Origin of the sequence: Hymenobacter sp. DG01, assembly GCF_006352025.1 — a bacterium.
GTDB lineage: Bacteria > Bacteroidota > Bacteroidia > Cytophagales > Hymenobacteraceae > Hymenobacter.
Genome location: NZ_CP040936.1, coordinates 2,055,854 through 2,076,668, shown reverse-complemented (window position 1 = coordinate 2,076,668; position 20,815 = coordinate 2,055,854). Strand labels below are relative to the sequence as shown.

Sequence of the window (20,815 nt, the reverse complement as noted above, 5' to 3'; positions counted from 1 at the left end):
TTCCCCGACAAGCTTGGAATGACGTTCCGGAGAGCCGGTGGGGGTAGCAAAATCACTCTCCTCACCGCCCGCCTACCGTAATCGTTTCCGTTAAAAAAGCCGCTAAAACCCGCCCTGGGCCAGTCGGAAGCTGATACCTTTACCCATCCCGCCCCCACTATTCTGCGGGTACCGCCCACTTCATTCGAGTTGACTATGAAGCCATTTCTCAACGACGATTTCCTGCTGCAAACGGCCACGGCCAGCACGCTCTACCACGAGTATGCCAAGCAGATGCCCATCATCGACTACCACAACCACCTGCTGCCCGACCAGATTTCGGAGGACAAGCAGTTCGATACCATTACCCAGGTGTGGCTCTACGGCGACCACTACAAGTGGCGCGCCATGCGGGCCAACGGCATTCCGGAGCGCTACATCACCGGCGCCGCTTCTGATTGGGAAAAGTTCGAGAAATGGGCCGAAACGGTGCCCCAAACCGTGCGCAACCCCCTCTACCACTGGACCCACCTGGAGCTGCAGCGCTACTTCGGCATCACGGAGCTGCTGAATAAAGACAGTGCCCGCCGCATCTTCGACCAGTGCAACGAGAAGCTGCAGACGCCCGAGTACTCGGTGCGCAACCTGCTGCGCCGCATGAACGTGGAAACCCTCTGCACCACCGATGACCCGGCCGACTCCCTGGAACACCACCGTGCCATCCGGGAAAGCGGTTTTGAGGTGCAGGTGCTACCCACCTTCCGCCCCGACAAGGCCATGGCCCCGGAAGACGCCGCCGGCTACAACGCCTACCTCGACAAGCTGGGCCAATCGGCGGCCGTGGACATTAAGACCTACCGCGACCTGGAAACCGCCCTGCGTCTGCGCCACGATTACTTCGCCGCCCTGGGCTGCCGCTTGTCGGACCACGGCTTGGAGCAGATCTACGCCGCCGACTACACCGACGCCGAAATCAGCGCCATCTTCGCTAAAGTGCGGGGAGGGGAGACGCTAGGGGAGCAGGAAATCCTGAAATTCAAGTCGGCCATGCTGGTGCTGCTGGCCGAAATGGACTGGGAGAAAGGCTGGACCCAGCAGTTCCACCTGGGTGCCTTGCGCAACAACAATTCCCGCATGCTGCGCGAATTAGGCCCCGATACCGGCTGGGATTCCATCGGCGACTTCGCCCAGGGCCGCGCCCTTTCCAGCTTCCTCAACCGCCTCGATGGGCAGAACAAGCTGGCTAAAACCATCATCTACAATCTCAATCCCGCCGACAACGAGCTGATTGCTACCATGATTGGTAACTTCAACGATGGCTCAGTGGCTGGCAAGGTGCAGTTCGGCTCCGGTTGGTGGTTCCTGGATCAGAAGGACGGCATGGAGAAGCAAATCAACGCCCTGAGCAACATGGGCCTGCTGAGCCGCTTCGTGGGTATGCTCACCGACTCGCGCTCCTTCCTGTCTTACCCCCGCCACGAGTACTTCCGCCGGGTGCTCTGCAACCTCTTCGGCAACGATGTAGAAAACGGCGAGCTACCGGCAGATATGGACCTGCTGGGTGGCATTGTTCAGAACATCTGCTATGGCAACGCCAAGGAGTACTTCGGCTTTGCCTCGGTAGCCCAGCCGATTGAAACGGCAGTAGTCTAGGCTAGAACTAGTGAGTTAGCTCCCCTCCTCAGATGATTCCGCGCATCAAGCGGCGTGGGGCTGGGGGTGGTTGACTTTCCCATCAGAAACTAGTTCTAGTTGAGCTTAGCATTAGCTCTAGCATCGTTCCTACCCCATCAACCACCCCAACCCCTCCTCATCTGAGGAGGGGAGCTAGTATAGCTTCTCACTTCTCTTGTCCATGAAGCAAGTTGTCACCTTTGGTGAAATCATGATGCGGTTGTCGCCGCCGTTAAACTACCGGTTGTCGCAGGCCAGCTCGCTGGAAATTACCTACGGCGGTGGTGATGCCAACGTGGCGGCGGCTCTGGCTTACCTGGGCGTGCCAGCGGCTCACGCGGGTTGCTTTCCGGATAACGCTGTAGGGCGGGCCGCGGCCCAGCAATTTCAGCACCACGGCGTGGACATGAGCCACTGCGTGTTCCAAGGCCAGCGCCTGGGCCTGTACTTCCTGGAAGTAGGTGCTTCCTTGCGGGCCAGCCGCATTGTGTACGACCGATATGATTCGGCTTTTGCCAACCTGCAACCGGAGTGGTTTAACTGGAACGAGATTTTCAGCAACGCCCAGCTTTTCCACTGGACGGGCATCACGCCCGCCATATCGGCTTCGGCGGCCCAGGCTACGAAGGAGGCTATTGCGGCCGCCCGGCGGTTGGGCCTCACCGTTTCGGCCGACGTGAATTACCGCCGCAACCTGTGGCAGTACGGGCAGCGCGCCCAGGATGTAATGCCCGACCTGGTAGCGGGCTGCGACCTGGTGGTGTGCACCGAGGGCGACGCCGAAGACCTGTTTGGCATCAAAGCGGAAGCCGACGCCGAGAACAGCTTCGTGTCGATGAGCCAGCAGCTGATCCGGCGCTTCCCCCAGATTCAGCAGGTAATTGCTACCCGCCGCGAAACGCAGAGCGCCTCCCACGAGCGGATTAAGGGCATTGCCTTCAGCGGCGGCCAGTACCACGAAACCGAGTTCTTCGATATCAACCCGGTAGTAGACCGCATTGGCGGGGGCGACTCCTTCATTTCGGGCTTCATCTACGGGCAGCTTACTTACCCCACTCTGCAAGAGGCCCTGACGTTTGCCACGGCCGCTTCCGCCCTTAAGCACACCATTCACGGCGACATCAACCTGGTGACGGCCGCTGAAGTGGAGCACATTGTGGCTGGCAATACGTCGGGCCGCTTGCTCCGGTAATTCCCTTGAACCTTTCCTACCCCCGGCTTCCGGCTGAGGGGTAGTGAACCAGCTTTCCTTCCATGTCCCGATTCTCCTCTGCCGCTGCCCTAGAAACCGTACTGCGCTACCCCATAGTGCCGGTATTCTACCACGCCGACGCAGCGTATACCAAGCGCATTCTGCAGGCCTGCTACGCTGGCGGGTTGCGCGTATTTGAGTTCACCAACCGTGGGGCCAACGCCTTTGATGTGTTCCAGGAGCTGGTGCCCTTCGTTCAGGAAAACTGCCCGGACATGCTACTGGGCATCGGCACTATTTACACCGCCGCCGACGCGGAGCGCTTTATTCAGGCCGGGGCCGATTTTGTGGTGCAGCCCTGCCTCACGACGGAAGTAGCCGAGGTATGCCGCCAGCACAACACACCCTGGCTGCCCGGCACCATGACCATTTCCGAGGTGTACCAGGCTACCCAGCTCGGGGCGGCCATCGTCAAAATATTCCCCGGCAACGTGCTCGGGCCGGGCTTCATTAAAAGCCTGCGCGGCCCCATGCCCACGGTGCCTTTGATGGTGACTGGGGGGGTAGAGCCCACCGAAGAAAGCCTGCGCGAATGGTTCACGGCCGGCGTGAACGTAGTGGGCATGGGCTCCCAGCTCTTCAAAAACGCCGATGACACCGACCCCCTGAGCCAACAGATTGCCGGGCTGCTGACCGTCGTGGATTCCCTGAAAAAGTAAGGCCCCCAGGCCTGCGCTTTCGCCTTCCGTACTGCCGCCTTTCCCGAGTATCTCCCACCGAATTCCCTGAACTCGATGATGCCATCCGCCACTCAATCTCCGCCCGCCCCCCCGGCTCCCGTGTCGGGCATGGGGAAATACCGCTGGACCATTTGCGGTCTGGTGTTTTTCGCTACTACGGTCAACTACCTCGACCGGGCCGTAATTTCCCTGCTCAAGCCCTACCTCGAAACCGAGTTCAACTGGAATGCCGGTGACTACGCCAACATTGAAATAGCCTTTAAGCTGGCGTACTCGTTGGGCATGCTGGGGGTAGGCCGCGTGATTGACAAGCTGGGTACCAAAATCGGATATGCGCTGTCCACGTTTTTGTGGAGTTTGGCCGCCATTGGGCACGCCTTCGTGACTACTACGTTGGGATTCAGCGTGGCGCGGGCTTTCCTAGGCGTAACGGAGGCCGGCAATTTCCCGGCTGCCATCAAGACTACCGCCGAGTGGTTTCCGCAAAAGGAGCGGGCCTTGGCCACGGGCATTTTCAACTCGGGCTCCAACGTGGGGGCCATCATTGCCCCGCTCACGGTGCCTCTCATTGCCGAAACCATTGGCTGGAAGTGGGCTTTTATTATTACGGGGGCTATTGGCTTTATCTGGCTGGCGTTGTGGTTCTGGCTCTATGAAGTGCCGGCCCGCCACGCTAAGCTCACGAAAGCCGAATTCGACTACATCCACAGCGACGTAGATGACCTGGCGGCGGCTGCCATTGAGACGGAGCCAAAAGTATCGTGGTTTAAGCTGCTGACTTTCCGTCAGACCTGGGGTTTCGTGCTGGGCAAGTTCCTGACCGACCCCGTGTGGTGGTTTTACCTGTTCTGGCTGCCCGACTTCCTGAGCAAGCAGTACGGCCTCAAAGGCACCGATATTGCCCTACCCGTAGCCATGGTGTACATGCTTTCGAGTATCGGGAGCGTAGGCGGCGGCTGGATTCCACTCAACTTCATCAAGCGCGGCATGCCGGCGTTCCGGGCCCGTAAAACCAGCATGCTGCTTATTGCCCTCTGCGTGTTCCCGATTGTGTTTGCTCAGCAGCTCGGGCAGATTAACATGTGGCTGGCCGTGTTGGTAATTGGTATTGCGGCGGCAGCTCACCAAGCCTGGAGCGCCAACATCTTCACCACTGTGTCGGATATGTTCCCGAAGCGGGCTGTGGCTTCCGTGACGGGTATTGGCGGAATGGCGGGTGGCATGGGTGGCATCGTGCTGTCGGCGCTGGTGCAGAAGCGCATGTTCGTGTACTATGAAAGCATTGGGCAGCTGGATAAGGCCTATTTCATCATGTTCTGGATTTGCGGTGGGGCCTACCTGCTGGCTTGGGGACTTATGCATCTGCTAGCTCCCACCATGAAGCAAATCAACCTAGATACTACCACCTCGGAGGCGCGCTAACCTTTTGTCTTTCTGAGTTATGAAAAAACTGCAGTTGCTATTCATGCTACTGGGGCTGGCCTTGCCTACCCTCACATTTGCCCAAACCAAGAACGATCAGGCTGCTGCTAAGCAGGTAGAAACCCTGGAGCGGCAGCGCTTCGAGGCCCAGGTGAAGAAGGATTACACGGTGCTGGAAAAAGTCTTCGCCGAGGACCTGGTGTACACCCATTCCAACGGCAAGCAAAACAACAAGCAGGAGTACATCCAGAGCATCCGCGACGGCAAAAGCCAGTACGAGAAGATTGATGTGGAGGCCCTGAACGTACGCGCCTACAACGATGGCAAGGCTGCCGTGGTCAATGGCACCATCACCATCACGCTACCCCCCAAACCCGACGGAACCCCCAATCTGGCCCACCTCAAATACGTGGTGGTGCAGATCAAAGACCCCAAAAAAGGCTGGCAGGTAGTGCTGTGGCAAAGCCAGAAACAGCCCGAAGCCAAAAGCTAAGCCAGCATAGCCGGGCTCAGGCAAAAGCAGATAGCAGCGCGTCATGCTTCATCTGGCGTACGCGCGGCCGGAGCATCTCTACCGCTTCGTTGAGCAGGTAGCACATGTTAACCAGAGGCAGAGATACGTCGGCCGCGCCTCTGGCTTTGCTCAGCATGACAATACTTGTCCACGGTGCACTTACGTGAGCCTGTATTCTTGTAAGGCCTAGTCTTTTCCCCAACTCATTCAGCTTACCTCTTCAGACTTCGCGGCGGCTTCATAAAAAGCAGTGGCGTAGGCTGCGGGAGCTTTTGTACCCCTACCACGCATGAATATTTCTACTGAAAACGCTATTGCTCAGCCCGTTGGTACCACGCTGGAGCGCTACATCATGCGGAAACAGGCAGAGTTTCCTTTTGCCACCGGTGAGCTGAGCCAGCTGCTGCGCGACATTGCGCTGGCCGGCAAAATTGTGAACCGGGAAGTAAACCGGGCGGGCCTGACGAGCATCATCGGCAGCATGGGTCAGCAGAACGTGCAGGGTGAGGCCCAGCAGAAGCTCGATGTGGAAGCTAATATCCGCTTTATCCGGGCCCTCACGAACGGAGGCGAGGCCTGCGCGGTGCTCTCGGAAGAAGAAGATGACATCATTCACACCGGCAACTGCCAGGGCAAGTACGTGGTGGCCATTGACCCCCTGGACGGCTCCTCTAATATTGATGTCAACATCAGCATCGGCACCATTTTTAGCATCTACCGGCGCGTGACGCCGGTAGGGGAGTCGGCCACGCGCGAGGACTTTCTGCAGGGCGGAAGGCAGCAGGTAGCAGCTGGCTACATTCTGTATGGCTCCAGCACCATGCTGGTGTACACCACCGGCCACGGGGTAGCGGGCTTCACCTACGAAAACTCCCTGGGCGAATTCTTCCTTTCCCACCCCAGCATCACTATTCCTACCTCCGGCACAGTGTTTAGCTGCAACGAAGGCTACTGGTTCGATTACCCTCAGTACGTGCGCGAGTACCTGATGCAGTGCAAGCGCGAAGGGCAGAGCGGGCGCTACGTGGGTTCCCTGGTAGCCGACTACCACCGCAACCTGCTCACGGGCGGCATTTACCTATACCCACCCACCGGCAAGAACCCCAGCGGCAAGCTGCGGGTGTTGTATGAGGCCTTCCCGCTGGCTTTCCTGATTGAGCAGGCCGGCGGCCGTGCCGAGTCGGGCACTGGCCCTATTCTGGATATTGTGGCTACTGAGTTTCACCAGCGTACCCCGCTGTTCGTGGGCTCGCCGGCGTTGGTGGAGAGGTTGCTGGCCCCGGTGGGGGTAGCACCGAAGAAAGAAGCCATAGAACAAAATCACGCCTGATCTGCTTACTTAGCCCGGTCGGCGGCAGATGGCTGCCGCCGGATACCTTGTCGGCCGTGGGCCGTGCTTTTCCAGTGGGCGACGCCGGTTTGTCGTCCTTCTACTCTTTCCCCAACCATGCCTAAAATCGTTTCCCCTCAGGTAGAGTTTGGCTACCTGCTCAACCAAACCAAAAGTGTAACTCCCGAAATCTTCGCGCTGGATGGCGTTGGCTTTCTGAACCTGCTCGAAGGCCGCTGGCAGGAGCCCGGCAAGCCTCGCCCGTTCGTGTCGCCCGTCGATGGCTCCGAAATCGGCTCCCTACCCATGCTCGACCACGCCACCGCCCTACGTGCCGTGGTAGCCGCCAAGCAGGAAGCCGCCGCCTGGGGTGCTACCGACCTGGATGAGCGCAAGCGCCGCGTGCAAGACTGCCTCGACCAGCTGCGCCCGCAAGTGGACCTAATCGGCAAGCTGCTGATCTGGGAAATCGGCAAAACCTTTAAGCTGGGCTTCACCGACATTGACCGCGCCATTGACGGGGTGCAGTGGTACGTAGATAATATTGAAGGCATGCTGGGCCAGCGCAAGCCCCTGGGCCTGGTGAGCAACATTGCCTCCTGGAACTACCCCATGTCGGTGCTGCTGCACGCGGTGCTGGTGCAGGCCCTGTGCGGCAACGCGGTTATTGCCAAAACCCCCACCGATGGGGGCTTTATTTCCCTGAGTCTGGCCTTTGCCATTGCCCGCCGCTGCGGCCTGCCCGTGACGCTGGTGAGCGGCTCGGGCGGGGAGCTGAGCGACGTGCTGGTAAAGCACGAGGCCGTGGACTGCCTAAGCTTTGTGGGCGGGCGCTACAACGGCCGCAACATCGCCGACGCCCTCAGCCAGGAGCACAAGCGCTACATGCTGGAAATGGAAGGCGTGAACACCTACGGCATCTGGAACTACTCCGACTGGACCTCCCTGGCCGACCAGCTCAAGAAGGGCTACGACTACGGCAAGCAGCGCTGCACGGCCTACGTGCGCTTCGTAGTGGAGCGCCGCCTGTTCCCCCAGTTCCTAGAAACCTACTGGAACACCATCAAGGACCTGAAAGTGGGTAATCCTACCCTGGTGGATAACCCCGACGACAAGCTGCCCGATTTGGCCTTTGGCCCCGTCATCAACGCACGCCAGGCCGAGGACCTCGACCGTCTTTACGCCGATGCCCTGAAAACCGGCGCTACCCCCATCTACGAAGGCAAGCTTGATGACTCCCTGTTCCTGCCCGGCCAGGACAGGAGCGCCTACCGTGCGCCACGGGCCCTGGTGAACCTGCCCCGCCAGAGCGAGCTGTACTTCAAGGAGCCCTTCGGCCCTATCGACAGCATTGTGCTGGTGGATAGGGTAGAAGAACTAGTAGGGGAGATGAACATTTCGAACGGGGCCCTGGTAGCCGCCGTGGCTTCCGACGACGAGAAGTGGGCCGCCCGCACGGCCAAGGAAGTGCGCGCCTTCAAAGTCGGCCTCAACAAGCTCCGCTCCCGCGGCGACCGGGAAGAGGTATTCGGCGGTATGGGCGAGTCGTGGAAGGGCGCATTTGTAGGCGGGGCCCTACTAGTAGAAGCCGTTACGGAAGGCGACAAAGCCATTCTGGGCAACTTCCAGGACGCGCTGCTGTTGCCGGAGAAAATCTAAGCTGCCAGCTTGGTCCGGAGGCTTTTGGCGTCGGACTGAGGTAGGAAACTCTCTGCCCAAAAGGCATCCATAGAAAGCCCTTTCTGCACCTTGTGGAAAGGGCTTTATTTCTTTCCTGACATGAAACCTGTACCTGTTCTGCTGGCGGCCCTCAGCCTGCTGCTGCCTACCCCCGCCGCCGCGCAAAAGGCCTACAACGTCATCGACTGGAAAGCCCCGGCCACGCTCAGTACCTACCTGCTGCAGCAGATGCACGGGCAGTACGACCAGCGCCGTGCGGCCTGGAGCCAAGCTACGCAGTCGGCGGAGCAGATGCGGACGTATCAGGACAGTGCGCGGGCGCGGTTTCGGCGGGTGCTGGGGCCTTTGCCGCCGCGCACGCCGCTCAAGGCAAGGGTGACGGGCACGCTGGCGCGGACCGGGTTTCGAATCGAAAAAGTTATCTACGAAAGCACACCCAATCACCACGTAACGGCCAACCTGTACGTGCCGGATGGAAAAGGCAAACGGCCAGCGGTGCTGCTGTTCTGCGGGCACGAGCAGGAATCGAAAGCCACGGAATCGTACCAGAAAACGGCTATTCTATTTGCCCGGAATGGATTTTTGGTGCTCGTTATCGACCCTATTTCTCAGGGTGAAAGAATGCAGTTGACTGATGCCGCGGGCAAGCCTTTAACGCGGGGCGGCACCACGGAGCACACCTTGCTCAACGCCCAGGCTGCGCTGTTGGGCCGCACGGTGCCGGCTGCCCAGCTCTGGGACAACGTGCGCGGCCTCGACTACCTCCTTACCCGCCGCGAAGTGGATGCCGAGCGAATCGGCTGCCTCGGCAACTCCGGCGGCGCCACCCAAACGGCATATTTCTTGGGGTTTGACGACCGGGTGAAGGTAGCGGCCCTGTGCAGCTATGTGGCCGCCGGCGAACGGAACCTGGAGCTGACCGGCCCCGCCGACGGCTGCGTAATGCTGCCTGGCGCCGGCGCGGCCGGCCTCGATTTAACAGAGTATCCACTCATCTTCGCCCCCAAACCCCTGCTGCTACTCGCGGCCCGCTACGATTTCGTGGACTATACCAGCATGGAGGCAACCCACCAGGAACTGCAGCAGGCCTACCGCCTGCTCGGCCAGCCCGAGCAGATAGGGATGTTCACCTACGACGATGGGCACGGTATCTCTCAGCCCAAGCGTGAAGCCGCCGTTACCTGGTTTCGAAAGTTCTTGCTGCAAGATGCTACCCCCGTACGGGAGCCAAACCTTGCCACGCTGCCGGAAAAAGAGCTGTGGTGCACGGCCACTGGGCAGGTAAACACAGCTTTTCGGCAGGAAGTAACCTTAACCCAGATCTACGCCGAAGAAGCAAAAAAGCTAGGCCAGGCACGCGCTTCTCTTACCGCGGAACAGCTCCGGGCTCAGGTGCAGCAGCAACTGCAGCTAGCGCCTACCTCACCTACTGTGGCAGAGGTAAAGGAAGAAACGACTGTAAAAGGAATTGCCTGGCAGAAATTGCTACTGCGCCGCGCCGGGGAGCCTCCGCTACCCCTGCTGCTGGCGCTACCGGCCGGCGGTACTGCTCCGCAGAGAGTGGTTATAATGCTATCCGATGGCGGCAAAAACACGCTTGCCGATAGCTATGCCTACATTCAAGGCTACCTACAGCAGCAAACTGCCGTGGTGCTGTCCGACCTGCGCGGCCTGGGTGAAACCACCGACCCCGCCGCCTTCAACGACCCCAAATACTACAACCACGAGTATCGTCCGGCTCTGCTCAGCCTCCACCTCGGCCGGCCGTTGCTTAGGCAGCGCGTTACTGATATCCTGACGGTGCTGGATTGGGCTGGAAGCAAGACTGGACTGCAAGGCAAGCCCCAGGAAGTGCACGCCACGGGCCTAGTAGGGGTAGCAGCTCTTCACGCCGCTGTGCTCACGGAGCGCATCAGCAGGCTGGAGCTGCGGCAGGCTCCCACTTCCTTCCAGGATATGCTGCGGGAGCCCACCCGCAAAGACACCTACTCCTGGGTGCTGCCGGGCGTGCTGCGTCGCTACGATTTACCTCAGCTTCGGCAGGCACTAGGGCCGCGGTTGGTAGAGGAAAAGTAAGCCCACTGAAAGCTAGCGGGCACTCAGCCGCCGACTGAGCCGCAAGCCCACCTGCCGCTGGTTGGGGTTGCCAAAAAGGGCAAAGGAGTTGATCTGCCAGGCGGGGGTAGGGCGGAAGCCCGCCTCCGCAAACCCCGACCACCGATTGGCCCCATCCTGCACATCGTAGCCTTTGCTGCTGGCCGCGCCAGCTAGTAGCTGCCATTTGGAGCCGCCTAGCCCCGTACCGATGCCGATGCGCTGCTGCGGGTTACCCGGGCCGTAGCCGAGGTAGTTGTAATCTACCAGAACATATAGCTGCTCGCGCCGCCCCACCCGCACCGAGGACTGCATATCCAAGACACTGACATCATCGCCGGACAGGTACCGGTGGTAGCCGAGGTTGCCAACCATCAGGCCCAGGCCCACGCCTAGCCAGGGGCGGTCGAGCTGCACGTAGGGGTTAAGGGCGAATAGCGTGGTACGGCGGCGGTAAGGCCCCAGGCCCAGGGGTGTTTCCTGGTCGCCGCCTATGTGCATACGTAGGCCCAGGGTTCGTTCGGCCTTATGAACGTCGCCATCCGGGTCCGTGCCGGGCATTTTGGTACGGGAGAAGTCGAGGGTGCCGGTAGCGTAGCGGTGGCGGTACAGCTCCAGGGGCGTGCTACCCCCGCAGCCGCCCTCGGTGTTCTGCTCCCGCAGAAACTGGCCCGAGCTGAAGCTGCCGCTCAGCGTGTAATACTTCTCGGGAGTGGCTACCGATAAGGTCGAGTCAGGTGAAACCTGGCTGGTCAGCACGAACACCGTACTGGCCAGGCCCAGGGGTAGGGCTGCCCGCACCAGTCGGGGCGCGGAGGCCAGTCCGCGCAGGTAAGCGCCGGCTTCCAGCACCAGCACGGCCAGCAGCAAGGACTTTATCACCAGCACTTCCGGCAAGCTCAGCGCCCAGGGTCCTACCCCGGCCGTGAGCAGCAACAGCCCCCCAACGGCCAGCAGGTTTCGGCCCGAAAAGTTGATCGGCGCTTGTTCCGGCTCTGCCGCCATCCGGCCCGCCCGCCGCACCTGCCACCACCAGATGCCCAGGGCTGCCGGCGCCGTAATCAGTAGCCACCATTGCAGCTGCAGCATCGTCAGGCCGGCGTGGGTGTGGGCTGCGGCGCCCACGGGTTCCCCGGCTGGGTCGCGCCAGAATTCCAGCACAAAGCGCCCCGCCAGCAGCAGCCCCACCTGCAGCCAGCGGCGGCTGCCATCGGGCCATGCGCTGTGGCGCGTGAGCAGCAGCACGCCGCCTACCCCCGCGCAAAGCGCCAACGCATACAGCTGCGTAGGGTGGGTAGGAAGCGAGGCCGCGGCCCCGGCCGGAATCAGCCCTTGGTACACTTGCACGAGGTAGGGCAGGGTGCCGGGCGCGTAGGTAAGGCCCCAACTGCCCGCCGTGGGCACCCCAAAGCAGCAACCCGTCAGCACGCAGCCCACGCACTGCACCACCAGAGCCGCGCACAAGGGTAGGGCAAAGGCATCGTACACGTGCCGGCCGTAGCCGAAGGCCCGCCGCAGCAGGGGCAGGGCCAACCCCGAGGCCAGCGCCCCGCCCAGAATAGAGCGGGCTTCCGAGGCCGGCAGTACGCCGCTACTGCTCAAAGTTTCCCACTCGGCCCCCGATAACGCCAGCAGCTTGGTACCCAGAATAAACGGCACCGTTATACAGGCCAGCAGCAGCAGCCAGGAGCGGAGGGGGTAGCCGCGCTGCCGGCCTTCCCATACCAACAGCGCCAGGTTCACCCCGAAGCCCAGCACGTAAAACAGGGCGTAATAACCAGAACCGTGCGGAACGGCAACAACGGTGGACGGAAACATAGTTGGCAGAGTAAAACAGGAAAAATCAGAAATCGGCAGGTAACGCGAGCCTAACTAAAAACCGCCGCCCCACCCCCGGAACGAGGCAAAGGCGGCGGCTTGGATGCAGCAATAATAACCGGCGGGTAACGAGGGGGCCTGAAGGCCCGTCACGAAAGGAATAGTGCGGTGGATAACGAGTTGAAGGTAGGCGGTCCCGCAGTGGATTCGCCAACGAGAATCTCACTGTGCCAGACTTATGGGGAAGTATCTATAAAGTATATGTATCTGATAAGTAAGGCAATAAATACGAATGCAAAGGACTTTAACAGGCAGTGCCAGCGAAGGGGCATCTGGCGGTGCGGCGGCACAAGCCGACATGGTAGCTCCTTCACGCGGGTAGTTATGGCGGCCAGGTTCAAGTGAGCCACGGTCATGCCAGGGGGCAGGTTAAGGAAGCGCGTACCCTATCCGTACTGATGCGGTCAGGATATCTCCGGGAAAATAGGAGTAGGTGCGGCTTTCTATGCCCACGCCCAGGTAGAGGCGGTTGCGCAGGGTAGCGTCGGCGCTCAGCCCCAGGGAGAAGCCGGGTTTGCGAATGGTCTCGCGCCGATACTCGCTGGTTAGCAGAGTAGTGGTAGTACCGTTGGAGTTAAGATACGTGCCTGGGTAACGGTAAAGCGTGGTTTCGCGGCCCATAAACAACGCCGGCCCGGCTTCCAGCCGCAGGGCAAGCCGCTCGGGCCGCCGACTGGTGCGCACAGCCAGCAGCGCCTCCGCTACGGCCGTGGCGTATTGCTCGCCGGGCTGCTTGTCCGGCTCCCGGCTGCGCGTATCGGCCCGGAAGCCGCTCAGGCGAGGCTGCACGCTAAACAAGGAGCGTGTTGAGAGCCGGTGCTCCAAGCCCAGAAAGATGGCGGTGCCCGGCCAGCCATAGTTGGTCTGCTGGGCCCATCCGCCACCCGCCACCACTGTATTGCGAGCCGCTGAAGATGGAGAGGTTTGTGCCCATACGGGCGCAGTAAACGTGAATAACAGCAAGAAAAGTAATGTTTTATGCATACATGGGCCGGATAAGAAGAGGTTGAAACAGACGAGCCCGCTTCTCAACTACCTTGCCACGGTGCCTCCGTTAGCCTGGCGCGGGGGCTGGTGCCTGCCGGGCCGGCAAGAGCTCCGTGGCCCCGTAGTGCACAATGTTCTCGATCATGCCCTTAAAGATGACAAAGTGAAACGGCACCAGCGAGTACCAGTACAGGCGCCCGGCCAGGCCGTGGGGTCGGAACGCCGCTAGCTGCTCCAGGGTGTGCGAGCCGTCGGGGTTGTCTAGAATGCGGAATTGCAGCCAGGCTTCGCCGGGGAGCTTCATTTCGGCGTAGAGCAGCAGGCGGCGGCTGGCTTTGTCGGCCACGAGTACGCGCCAGAAGTCGAGCGGGTCACCGGCGCGCAGCTTGGTAGCCGAGCGGCGGCCCCGGCGCAGGCCCACGCCGCCCACAAGCTTATCCAGCAGCCCCCGCACGCGCCAGAGCCAGTCCACCTTATACCAGCCCCGCTCGCCGCCTATACTCCACACGTTGCGCAGCACCTCCTGGGCCGGGCGCGTGAAGCGCAGCATCTGGCGGTCTTGTAGCAAGCCGTGCTGCGGAATCTGGATGTGGTCCATGTAGCCCTGCGGCATCACACCGCTGCTCAGCGCGTCGCTCCAGCTGCTGACCACCTCGTTCTGCTCGATGCGCTGAAAGGCCAGCTCCACGGCCGCGCGGTAGCTCATGCAGGCATGGGGCACTACCGCCCCAATGCTGCGGCGCGGGTTTACTACGGTATCGTTGCGTAAACTTTCTACCAGGCTCTGGGCCAGGGAGAAGGTAGTGCTGGTGACCAGGTACAGCCACCAAGATGACAGCCGCGGTGTAAGGACGGGAATCGTGAGAATGTAGCGCCGCAGCCCCCGTACTCCGGCCAGGCCCAGCAGCATCTGCCGGTAGGTCAGCACGTCGGGCCCGCCAATATCAAACGACTGGCCCAGGCAGGCCGGGTTATCGAGCACGGCCTGCAGGTAGTGCATCACGTCGCGGATGCCGATGGGCTGGCAGCGCGAGTTCAGCCAGCGCGGCGTCACCATCACGGGCAGCTTGTCCACCAAATCCCGGATAATCTCAAAAGAGGCTGACCCGGAACCGATAATAATACTGGCCCGCAGCACTGTAAGGGTCGCTTTTTCGGTTCGGCGCAGCTCTTTCTCTACGGCTTTACGGGAGCGGAGGTGCACGCTCAGGGCCCGGTCGTTGGCAATGCCGGAAAGGTAGATGACCTGCCGGCAGCTGCTGCGGTTGAGGTAGCCCGTAAAATTGCGGGCCGACTCCTGCTCCAGCCGGAAAAAGTCTTTGTTGTGCCCGCTCATGGAGTGCACCAGGTAGTAAGCCGCATCAATGTCGGCGGGCAGCCCGGCCAACGAATCGGGCTTCAGCAAGTCGGCCTGCGCTACCGTAACGTGGGCGCGCAGGCGTTCCGGTAGCTCGTAGCGCCGGGCGTCGCGCACCACGCAAATGACGTGGTGGCCCGCCTCCACCAGCAGCGGCAGCAGGCGCTGCCCAATGTAACCATTGGCCCCGGTAAGCAGAATCTTCATGGCAGCAGGAGACGGTGGGTGTACTCGTCTAACTGCTTTGTGTACCAGGAAGTTGTCGAGCTGCCTCTTGTCGTTCCGACGCAGGAGAAATCTGGGTCAGACCGTTAGATGGCGCACTCAGATTTCTCCTGCGTCGGAATGACGGTGAATTCACTTCCGCTTGGGGCGCTTGCGCCGGCGAGCCGCCACCCGTTCCCGCTCGGCCTTGCGCTCGGCCCGGAAAGCCAGGCGCTCGTCCATCCGGCCCATGAGCTGCCGCCGGACATGGTGAGCCAGGGCTGAAAGCGTAACCAGCTGCGTGGTGCGCAGAAAATTGAGTACGTCCCGGCGGCGGTAGGTGCTCACGCCTACCAGCCCCTGAGCCAGCAGAAACTGCTTGATTTCCTCCAGCCGCAGCAACGCCGCCACCGCCGGGCGCTCTACCGTGGCGTTGTAGAGGGCCGGCCGGTGTAGGCGCAGGCCCTCCGCCGAGGCCACCAGCACGCCCACCCACTCGGGCAGCAGGGGCAGGAGCTTGGGCAAGTGCTTTTCCGTGACGACGAAGGTGACAAAATCGTAGGCCCGGCCGTAGCAGGGCAGCTGCTTGGCCACCCGCTGCAGGGTGTCGCCGTCGCCTTTCAGCTCGTAGCCGTGCATAAACTGCTCCGTGATGTGGACGACATCGGCCCGGGTGGTGCCGGTGGGCAGCTCATCCACGTACACGCCGCCCGTCAGCAGCGGGTAAAGAAGCGCCCGGATTTCAGGATCATTCACGAATTGAGGCCAGTAAACAAACCGCAAGTTACGCCATGAACGGCAGTAGGCGAAGTTCAGAGTAGGGGCGGGGGTAGGAAATAAGGTCCTGGCAGAAGTGTATAGCTGCAGTTCTCCCCAACTCCTGCCGGCTCCCTACCCTTGCACCGGCCGGATAGGTACTCCGGCCGGAGTTTCGTATGTTAGATAATCATGACGACGCCCCGCCGCTTCCGTTTCACGCCGCTGTTTTTCATCGGTTTCCTGTTTCTGATTCTCGGTCTGACTAACTCGAAGCGGCTGGCTTTTGTGGGAGTAGGGGCTGCGTTTATTGCCTTAGGCATAAAGCGAGGTCAGGAGCCACCCCATGAGGAACCGGAGGAGCCTATGCGCGGCGAATAGGGGTAGGAGTGCCGCCGGAAGCCGGCTTTGTGGCTACCTTCACGGCGGTTTTACCCTGTTCTGATTATGCCCTTCCCGATGACCTCCCGCCGCTGGCTCTGGCTTTTTCTTTTGGTGCTTGCCGCCGCCTTTTTGTGGGAGCTGGGCAGCTGGGGGCCCCTGGAAAGCAGCGAGGCGCGCTACTCTGAAATAGGCCGGGAAATGCTGGCGGGCCAGGATTGGCTGCACCCGCGCCTGCTGGGCATTCAGCACTTCCACAAGCCGCCCCTTACCTACTGGCTTACCGCGGCGGGGCTGGGGTTGTTCGGCGAAAATACGGTGGGCGTGCGCCTGCTGCCGGTGCTGGCCGTGCTGCTGCAGGTGGGGCTGATGTATGGGCTGGGGTTGCTGCTGTTCCAGCAGGACCGTGCCCGGGCCCTGGCCGCCGCCGTTATCTACGGCACGCTTCCCGTCGTGCTGATTTCGGCCCTTAACGTTACCACCGACGCCTACCTGGCTACCCTGGAGCTGGCCGCCGCTTACGGTATTCTGCGCTACTACCACGGCGGCGGAGTGCGGTGGCTGTACCTGTTCTGGCTGGGGCTTGGGCTGGCCTTCCTCACGAAAGGGCCGGTAGGCTTTGTGCTGCCGCTAATGGCCGTTATGGGCTTCTACTTCAAACAAGGGCAGACCAAACGGCCGTTTACCTGGCATCATGCCCTGGGGTTTGCGCTGTTTGTGGGGGTAGGGCTGAGCTGGTATCTGTACCTGATAGCCGAAAACCCGGCCTTTCTGCGCTACTTTTTGTTTGAACACACCGTGGAGCGCTTTGCCAACGCGGCTACTTTCAACCGGGCCAAACCGTGGTGGTTTTATCTGGTGCTGGCCCCCGCTACCAGCCTGCCGTGGGCTGTGGCCCTGGTAGTTCGGGCGGTGCGCACGCCCTGGAGCACGGTGCCACGCGAGTGGCGCAACGTGCTCATCTTCTGGGTGCTGGTGCCCCTGCTGTTTTTCTCTTTGTCCAAATCCAAGCTGCTGCTCTACGTGCTGCCCATTTTCCCGGGGGTAGTGCTCCTGACGGTGTACTACCTGGGCCGCTGCACCGAGGCCGTCCTGCACCGCTGGTACGTGGGCATCGTGGCGTTCTACGGGTTTCTGCTGGGCGCCCTGTGCCTGCTGCCCATCCTCACGACGGTGGTAAACCTGGGGTTCGAGGTGAAGCCGTTCACGGCCCTCTGGCCGGCGGCCGGAGTTATCCTGCTGGTGCTCACGCTCACGCTCTGGAACCAGGTGCGCATTGCCCCGCGTCTGCTGGTGGCCACCACCCTGTTCACGGTGTTTCTGCTGCTGTCGGCCAAGCCCATCATGCAGCAGAACGAGCTGGCGTTCAACGGCAGCCGCCCCCTGGCCCAGTTCATTCGGGATAAGCAGCTCACCAACCGCCAGGTGCTGGTGTACGACCAGTTGCTGCCGTCCCTGGCTTTCGAGCTGGGCCAGCTGCCCGTGTTCCTCAACGATGGTAACCACAACCTCAACCGCGAAACCCAGTTCGAGGCCGGCACCAGCTGGCAGCGCTACCTGCTCTACCTCCAGGACCCCCAGCAGGAGCCAGCCCTGGGCGCCCTCCTGCTGCAGCACCCGGTGCTCCTGGTGAAAGGCGAGTTAAAACCTGAGCGCCAGTGGATGCTGCGCTACTTCACCCAGCGGGAAAAGCTGGGCAAGTGGACGGTGTTATGGTAGAAAGGCTGGCGTGTTTCCCTACTCCTGAAAACAGAAAAAGCCGCTACCAGAGGTAGCGGCTTTTTATCTACGGGGCTGCAGCTGGCTGTTCTATATCCACCCTACTCCATTTACCAGCTGCAACACACCACGCGGAGAGCCTTCCTTTCCATTAACTCTTCGTGCGCCGTTTGTTATTGAGTCAAAGGTAGTAGGAGCAATACCTGGCCTGCTGAAAGTTTTGGTCAATGCCCGGTTCTACCCGGCCAGAACAGCCTTTCACCCGACGGGCGTAAAAGGAGTACCAGGTAAACAAGCGTAAGCCCTGGAAATGACTACCGGTAAACGGCTTCAGCTTTCTCGCGCAGGTTGTAGGCTGAGGACATTACCTCCCCGTAAGCACCGGCCGAGCGGATAGCTACCAAGTCGCCGCGTTGGGTTTCGGGCAGAGTAATAGCTTTGCCAAACGTATCCGACGACTCGCAGATGGGGCCCACAATGTCGTAGGTCAACTCCGGGCGCTGGCTGGTCAGGTTCTGGATGAGGTGGTAGCTGCCGTACAGGGCCGGCCGGATCAGTTCCGTCATGCCCGCGTCAAGAATGGCAAAGCGGGTCTGCTGGCTTTCTTTCACGTAGAGCACCCGGCTTACAAGGGTGCCGCACTGAGCTACTACGGCCCGGCCCAGCTCTACGTGTACCTGCTGCCCCGGCCGCCGCTCCAGGTGCTGCTCAAACATCCCGAAGTAGGCCGCAAAGTCTGGAATGGGGTTCTGGTCGGGCTGGTGGTAGTCGATGCCCAGGCCGCCGCCCACGTTAAGGTGGGGGAGGCGGTGGCCCCGATCTTCCAGCCAGGTTTGCAGTTCATTGAGCTTGCGGCTCAGGTTGGCAAACGCCGACAGCTCCGTAATCTGGGAGCCGATGTGGGCGTGCAGACCTATCAGCTCTACATTGGGGAGGTTGTCCAGGCCATCTACTACCCCCGCCAGATCGGCCAAGTTAATGCCGAACTTGTTGGCATCGAGGCCAGTGGTGATGTAGGCGTGGGTGTGCGCGTCCACGTTGGGGTTGATGCGTAGAGCAACTCGTGCCTTGCGGCCCTGGGCGCCGGCCAACTCGTTGAGCACCTGCAGCTCCGGCACCGATTCGGCGTTAAAGCAGAAGATATCGGCGGCCAGGGCCCGGTTGATTTCCGCATCTGATTTTCCTACTCCCGCAAATACCACATGGTCGGGGGAGAAGCCAGCATCCAGGGCGCGCTGCACCTCGCCGCCGCTCACGCAGTCGGCCCCAAAGCCCGCCTGCTGAATGCGCTGCAGAATGGGCAGGTTGGAGTTGGCTTTCAAGGCGTAGTGCACCTGGAAATTGCCCGGCCTGGCGGCCGCCGTAAGTGCCGCCAGTGTCTGGTCGAGCAACTGAAGGTCGTAGTAATAAAAGGGGGTAAGCTGCTGGGTAAGCTCCGCCGGAAGTTGAAAAGCCATCGAAATAGAGAATTACCGCTGAAACAGCCCGGCATTCAGGGCCTGCAGGGCGCTTACTTTGTGATTGTTGTGCACCAGAATGCTGATGTTGTTCGGCGAGCCGCCGTAGCTGATCATGCGCACCGGAATGTCGCGCAGAGCGGCAAAGGCTTGGTTGGCCGCCCCGTGCGCGTCCTGCCCCAGGCTTCCTACCAGGCAAATAATGGTTTGGTTTTCATCGACTTCTACGGTGCCGAAGCGGCGCAGCTCTTCCAGAATCTGGGGCAGGCGGGTAGCGTCGTCGATGGTCAGCGACACGGCTACTTCCGAGGTCGTAATCATGTCGATGGAGGTGCGGTAGCGCTCGAAAATCTCGAACAAGCTGCGCAGGAAGCCGTGGGCCAGCAGCATGCGGCTCGACTTCACGTTGATGGCCGTAATGCCGTCCTTGGCGGCTACCGCCTTGATAGCCTCGGAGCCCGTTTTGGCCGAAATTAGGGTGCCGGGGGCCTCGGGCTGCATGGTGTTGAGCAGGCGTACCGGAATGCCGTGCTGGCGGGCGGGCAGCACCGAGCTGGGGTGCAGAATCTTCGCGCCGAAGTAAGCCAGCTCCGCCGCCTCATCAAACGACAGCTCCCGAATGGGGTAGGTGCCCTGTACGATGCGCGGGTCGTTGTTGTGCAGGCCGTCGATGTCAGTCCAAATCTGGATTTCCTCTGCCTCTACGGCCGCTCCAATCAGCGAAGCAGAGTAGTCGGAGCCGCCGCGCTTGAGATTATCGATATGGCCCTGGGCGCTGCGGCAGATGTAGCCCTGCGTGATAAACAGCTGTTGGTTGGCGTAGGGCGCGAGGGTAGCGGCCAGGTGCTCCCGGATGTAGGCCGCGTCGGGCTCCTCGTCCACATCCAGGCGCATAAAGTCGAGGGCAGGCAGCAGCACGGCCGGACGGCCCAGCACCTGGGTTACGTAGCGGTGCACGAGCAGCGTGCTCAGCAGCTCGCCCTGGGCCAAAATCACCCGCTCTCCATCGGCAGAAAGCGGGGCCGAGGTCAGAGCCAACACCGCGTCGAAATGCTGATTCAGGGTTTCAATAGCCGATTCAGCCAGGCCTTCGCCGGGTAGCAATTCGCGGGCTACCTCGTGGTAGCGCTGGCGCAGGGCCTCAATGCGGGCGGTAGCAGCGGTGGCATCGGCGGCGTAGAGCAGGGTAGCAATTTCCACCAGCGCGTTGGTAGTGCCGCTCATGGCCGACAGTACCACAATGCGGCGCTGCAGATGCGGGGCATGAATCAACTCGGCTACTTCGCGCATCCGCTGTGGCGACCCTACGGACGTGCCACCAAACTTGAGAACTTTCATAAACAGGGAAAAACAGGAGATAAGTGGCGCAGAAAACTCCGGCGGGTTGCGAGCCGGAAAAGAAAAGAGGAAAAAAAAGCGCCGATCCTGGGAGGACCGGCGCTTGAGGGTTC

16 protein-coding genes are annotated in these 20,815 nt (G+C 61.0%); 10 read left to right on the top strand and 6 right to left on the bottom strand.

From position 1 onward, the window contains the following. Positions 1 to 195: 195 nt before the first annotated feature. From uxaC to FGZ14_RS08720, 8 genes are all read left to right on the top strand, one after another. Entirely contained in the window at positions 196 to 1,632 is a 1,437-nt protein-coding gene (gene uxaC / locus FGZ14_RS08755) for a glucuronate isomerase (RefSeq protein ID WP_139923359.1), read from the top strand. Between the two features lie 202 nt (positions 1,633 to 1,834). Next, positions 1,835 to 2,845: a sugar kinase gene (locus FGZ14_RS08750; RefSeq protein WP_139923357.1), complete on the top strand. Its 1,011-nt coding sequence runs from the start codon at positions 1,835 to 1,837 to the stop codon at positions 2,843 to 2,845. 62 nt (positions 2,846 to 2,907) lie between these two features. Continuing rightward, entirely contained in the window at positions 2,908 to 3,564 is a 657-nt protein-coding gene (locus FGZ14_RS08745) for a bifunctional 4-hydroxy-2-oxoglutarate aldolase/2-dehydro-3-deoxy-phosphogluconate aldolase (RefSeq protein WP_139923355.1), read from the top strand. 75 nt (positions 3,565 to 3,639) lie between these two features. After that, positions 3,640 to 5,007: an MFS transporter gene (locus FGZ14_RS08740; RefSeq protein ID WP_308217180.1), complete on the top strand. Its 1,368-nt coding sequence runs from the start codon at positions 3,640 to 3,642 to the stop codon at positions 5,005 to 5,007. Positions 5,008 to 5,026: 19 nt separating this feature from the next. Beyond that, positions 5,027 to 5,500, top strand: coding sequence for a nuclear transport factor 2 family protein (locus FGZ14_RS08735; RefSeq protein WP_257883382.1), 474 nt, complete (start codon positions 5,027 to 5,029; stop codon positions 5,498 to 5,500). A gap of 310 nt (positions 5,501 to 5,810) precedes the next feature. Further along, a complete protein-coding gene (gene fbp, locus FGZ14_RS08730; RefSeq protein ID WP_139923353.1) occupies positions 5,811 to 6,851 on the top strand; it encodes a class 1 fructose-bisphosphatase in 1,041 nt (346 codons plus the stop codon). Between the two features lie 117 nt (positions 6,852 to 6,968). Further along, entirely contained in the window at positions 6,969 to 8,510 is a 1,542-nt protein-coding gene (locus tag FGZ14_RS08725) for an aldehyde dehydrogenase family protein (protein WP_139923351.1), read from the top strand. A 120-nt stretch (positions 8,511 to 8,630) separates the two neighbouring features. Next, positions 8,631 to 10,607, top strand: a complete 1,977-nt coding sequence (locus tag FGZ14_RS08720; RefSeq protein WP_139923349.1) for a S9 family peptidase — start codon at positions 8,631 to 8,633, stop codon at positions 10,605 to 10,607. 12 nt (positions 10,608 to 10,619) lie between these two features. Here FGZ14_RS08720 and FGZ14_RS08715 read toward each other — a convergent pair whose 3' ends face one another. From FGZ14_RS08715 to FGZ14_RS08700, 4 genes are all read right to left on the bottom strand, one after another. After that, positions 10,620 to 12,443: a prolipoprotein diacylglyceryl transferase family protein gene (locus tag FGZ14_RS08715; protein ID WP_139923347.1), complete on the bottom strand. Its 1,824-nt coding sequence runs from the start codon at positions 12,441 to 12,443 to the stop codon at positions 10,620 to 10,622. 429 nt (positions 12,444 to 12,872) lie between these two features. Continuing rightward, positions 12,873 to 13,487, bottom strand: coding sequence for a hypothetical protein (locus FGZ14_RS08710; RefSeq protein ID WP_139923345.1), 615 nt, complete (start codon positions 13,485 to 13,487; stop codon positions 12,873 to 12,875). A 70-nt stretch (positions 13,488 to 13,557) separates the two neighbouring features. Next, a complete protein-coding gene (locus FGZ14_RS08705) occupies positions 13,558 to 15,054 on the bottom strand; it encodes an SDR family oxidoreductase (RefSeq protein WP_139923343.1) in 1,497 nt (498 codons plus the stop codon). Positions 15,055 to 15,204: 150 nt separating this feature from the next. Further along, the gene (locus tag FGZ14_RS08700) at positions 15,205 to 15,807 is read right to left on the bottom strand and encodes a sce7726 family protein (protein ID WP_180754562.1); all 603 of its coding nucleotides are present in this window, start codon (positions 15,805 to 15,807) and stop codon (positions 15,205 to 15,207) included. 192 nt (positions 15,808 to 15,999) lie between these two features. Between FGZ14_RS08700 and FGZ14_RS08695 the strand changes: the two genes are divergently transcribed. Further along, complete coding sequence (locus FGZ14_RS08695; RefSeq protein WP_139923339.1) at positions 16,000 to 16,188, top strand: hypothetical protein; 189 nt, start codon at positions 16,000 to 16,002, stop codon at positions 16,186 to 16,188. Positions 16,189 to 16,254: 66 nt separating this feature from the next. Further along, positions 16,255 to 17,907: a glycosyltransferase family 39 protein gene (locus FGZ14_RS08690; protein WP_139923338.1), complete on the top strand. Its 1,653-nt coding sequence runs from the start codon at positions 16,255 to 16,257 to the stop codon at positions 17,905 to 17,907. 314 nt (positions 17,908 to 18,221) lie between these two features. Here the strand turns inward: FGZ14_RS08690 and lysA are convergent, their stop codons facing one another. Together lysA and FGZ14_RS08680 are read right to left on the bottom strand one after the other, a co-directional pair. Beyond that, positions 18,222 to 19,364 (bottom strand): diaminopimelate decarboxylase, encoded by a 1,143-nt coding sequence (gene lysA / locus FGZ14_RS08685; RefSeq protein WP_139923336.1) that lies wholly within the window; start codon positions 19,362 to 19,364, stop codon positions 18,222 to 18,224. Between the two features lie 12 nt (positions 19,365 to 19,376). Beyond that, on the bottom strand, positions 19,377 to 20,702 hold the full coding sequence (locus FGZ14_RS08680) for an aspartate kinase (protein WP_139923335.1): 1,326 nt from the start codon (positions 20,700 to 20,702) through the stop codon (positions 19,377 to 19,379). Positions 20,703 to 20,815 lie beyond the last annotated feature (113 nt).

What these genes read in the sequence shown, in the direction of transcription:
- uxaC (WP_139923359.1), top strand. Translation starts at nt 196, where the DNA reads ATGAAGCCATTTCTCAACGACGATTTCCTGCTGCAAACGGCCACGGCC.
- FGZ14_RS08750 (WP_139923357.1), top strand. Translation starts at nt 1,835, where the DNA reads ATGAAGCAAGTTGTCACCTTTGGTGAAATCATGATGCGGTTGTCGCCG.
- FGZ14_RS08745 (WP_139923355.1), top strand. Translation starts at nt 2,908, where the DNA reads ATGTCCCGATTCTCCTCTGCCGCTGCCCTAGAAACCGTACTGCGCTAC.
- FGZ14_RS08740 (WP_308217180.1), top strand. Translation starts at nt 3,640, where the DNA reads ATGATGCCATCCGCCACTCAATCTCCGCCCGCCCCCCCGGCTCCCGTG.
- FGZ14_RS08735 (WP_257883382.1), top strand. Translation starts at nt 5,027, where the DNA reads ATGAAAAAACTGCAGTTGCTATTCATGCTACTGGGGCTGGCCTTGCCT.
- fbp (WP_139923353.1), top strand. Translation starts at nt 5,811, where the DNA reads ATGAATATTTCTACTGAAAACGCTATTGCTCAGCCCGTTGGTACCACG.
- FGZ14_RS08725 (WP_139923351.1), top strand. Translation starts at nt 6,969, where the DNA reads ATGCCTAAAATCGTTTCCCCTCAGGTAGAGTTTGGCTACCTGCTCAAC.
- FGZ14_RS08720 (WP_139923349.1), top strand. Translation starts at nt 8,631, where the DNA reads ATGAAACCTGTACCTGTTCTGCTGGCGGCCCTCAGCCTGCTGCTGCCT.
- FGZ14_RS08715 (WP_139923347.1), bottom strand. Translation starts at nt 12,443, where the DNA reads ATGTTTCCGTCCACCGTTGTTGCCGTTCCGCACGGTTCTGGTTATTAC.
- FGZ14_RS08710 (WP_139923345.1), bottom strand. Translation starts at nt 13,487, where the DNA reads ATGCATAAAACATTACTTTTCTTGCTGTTATTCACGTTTACTGCGCCC.
- FGZ14_RS08705 (WP_139923343.1), bottom strand. Translation starts at nt 15,054, where the DNA reads ATGAAGATTCTGCTTACCGGGGCCAATGGTTACATTGGGCAGCGCCTG.
- FGZ14_RS08695 (WP_139923339.1), top strand. Translation starts at nt 16,000, where the DNA reads ATGACGACGCCCCGCCGCTTCCGTTTCACGCCGCTGTTTTTCATCGGT.
- FGZ14_RS08690 (WP_139923338.1), top strand. Translation starts at nt 16,255, where the DNA reads ATGCCCTTCCCGATGACCTCCCGCCGCTGGCTCTGGCTTTTTCTTTTG.
- lysA (WP_139923336.1), bottom strand. Translation starts at nt 19,364, where the DNA reads ATGGCTTTTCAACTTCCGGCGGAGCTTACCCAGCAGCTTACCCCCTTT.
- FGZ14_RS08680 (WP_139923335.1), bottom strand. Translation starts at nt 20,702, where the DNA reads ATGAAAGTTCTCAAGTTTGGTGGCACGTCCGTAGGGTCGCCACAGCGG.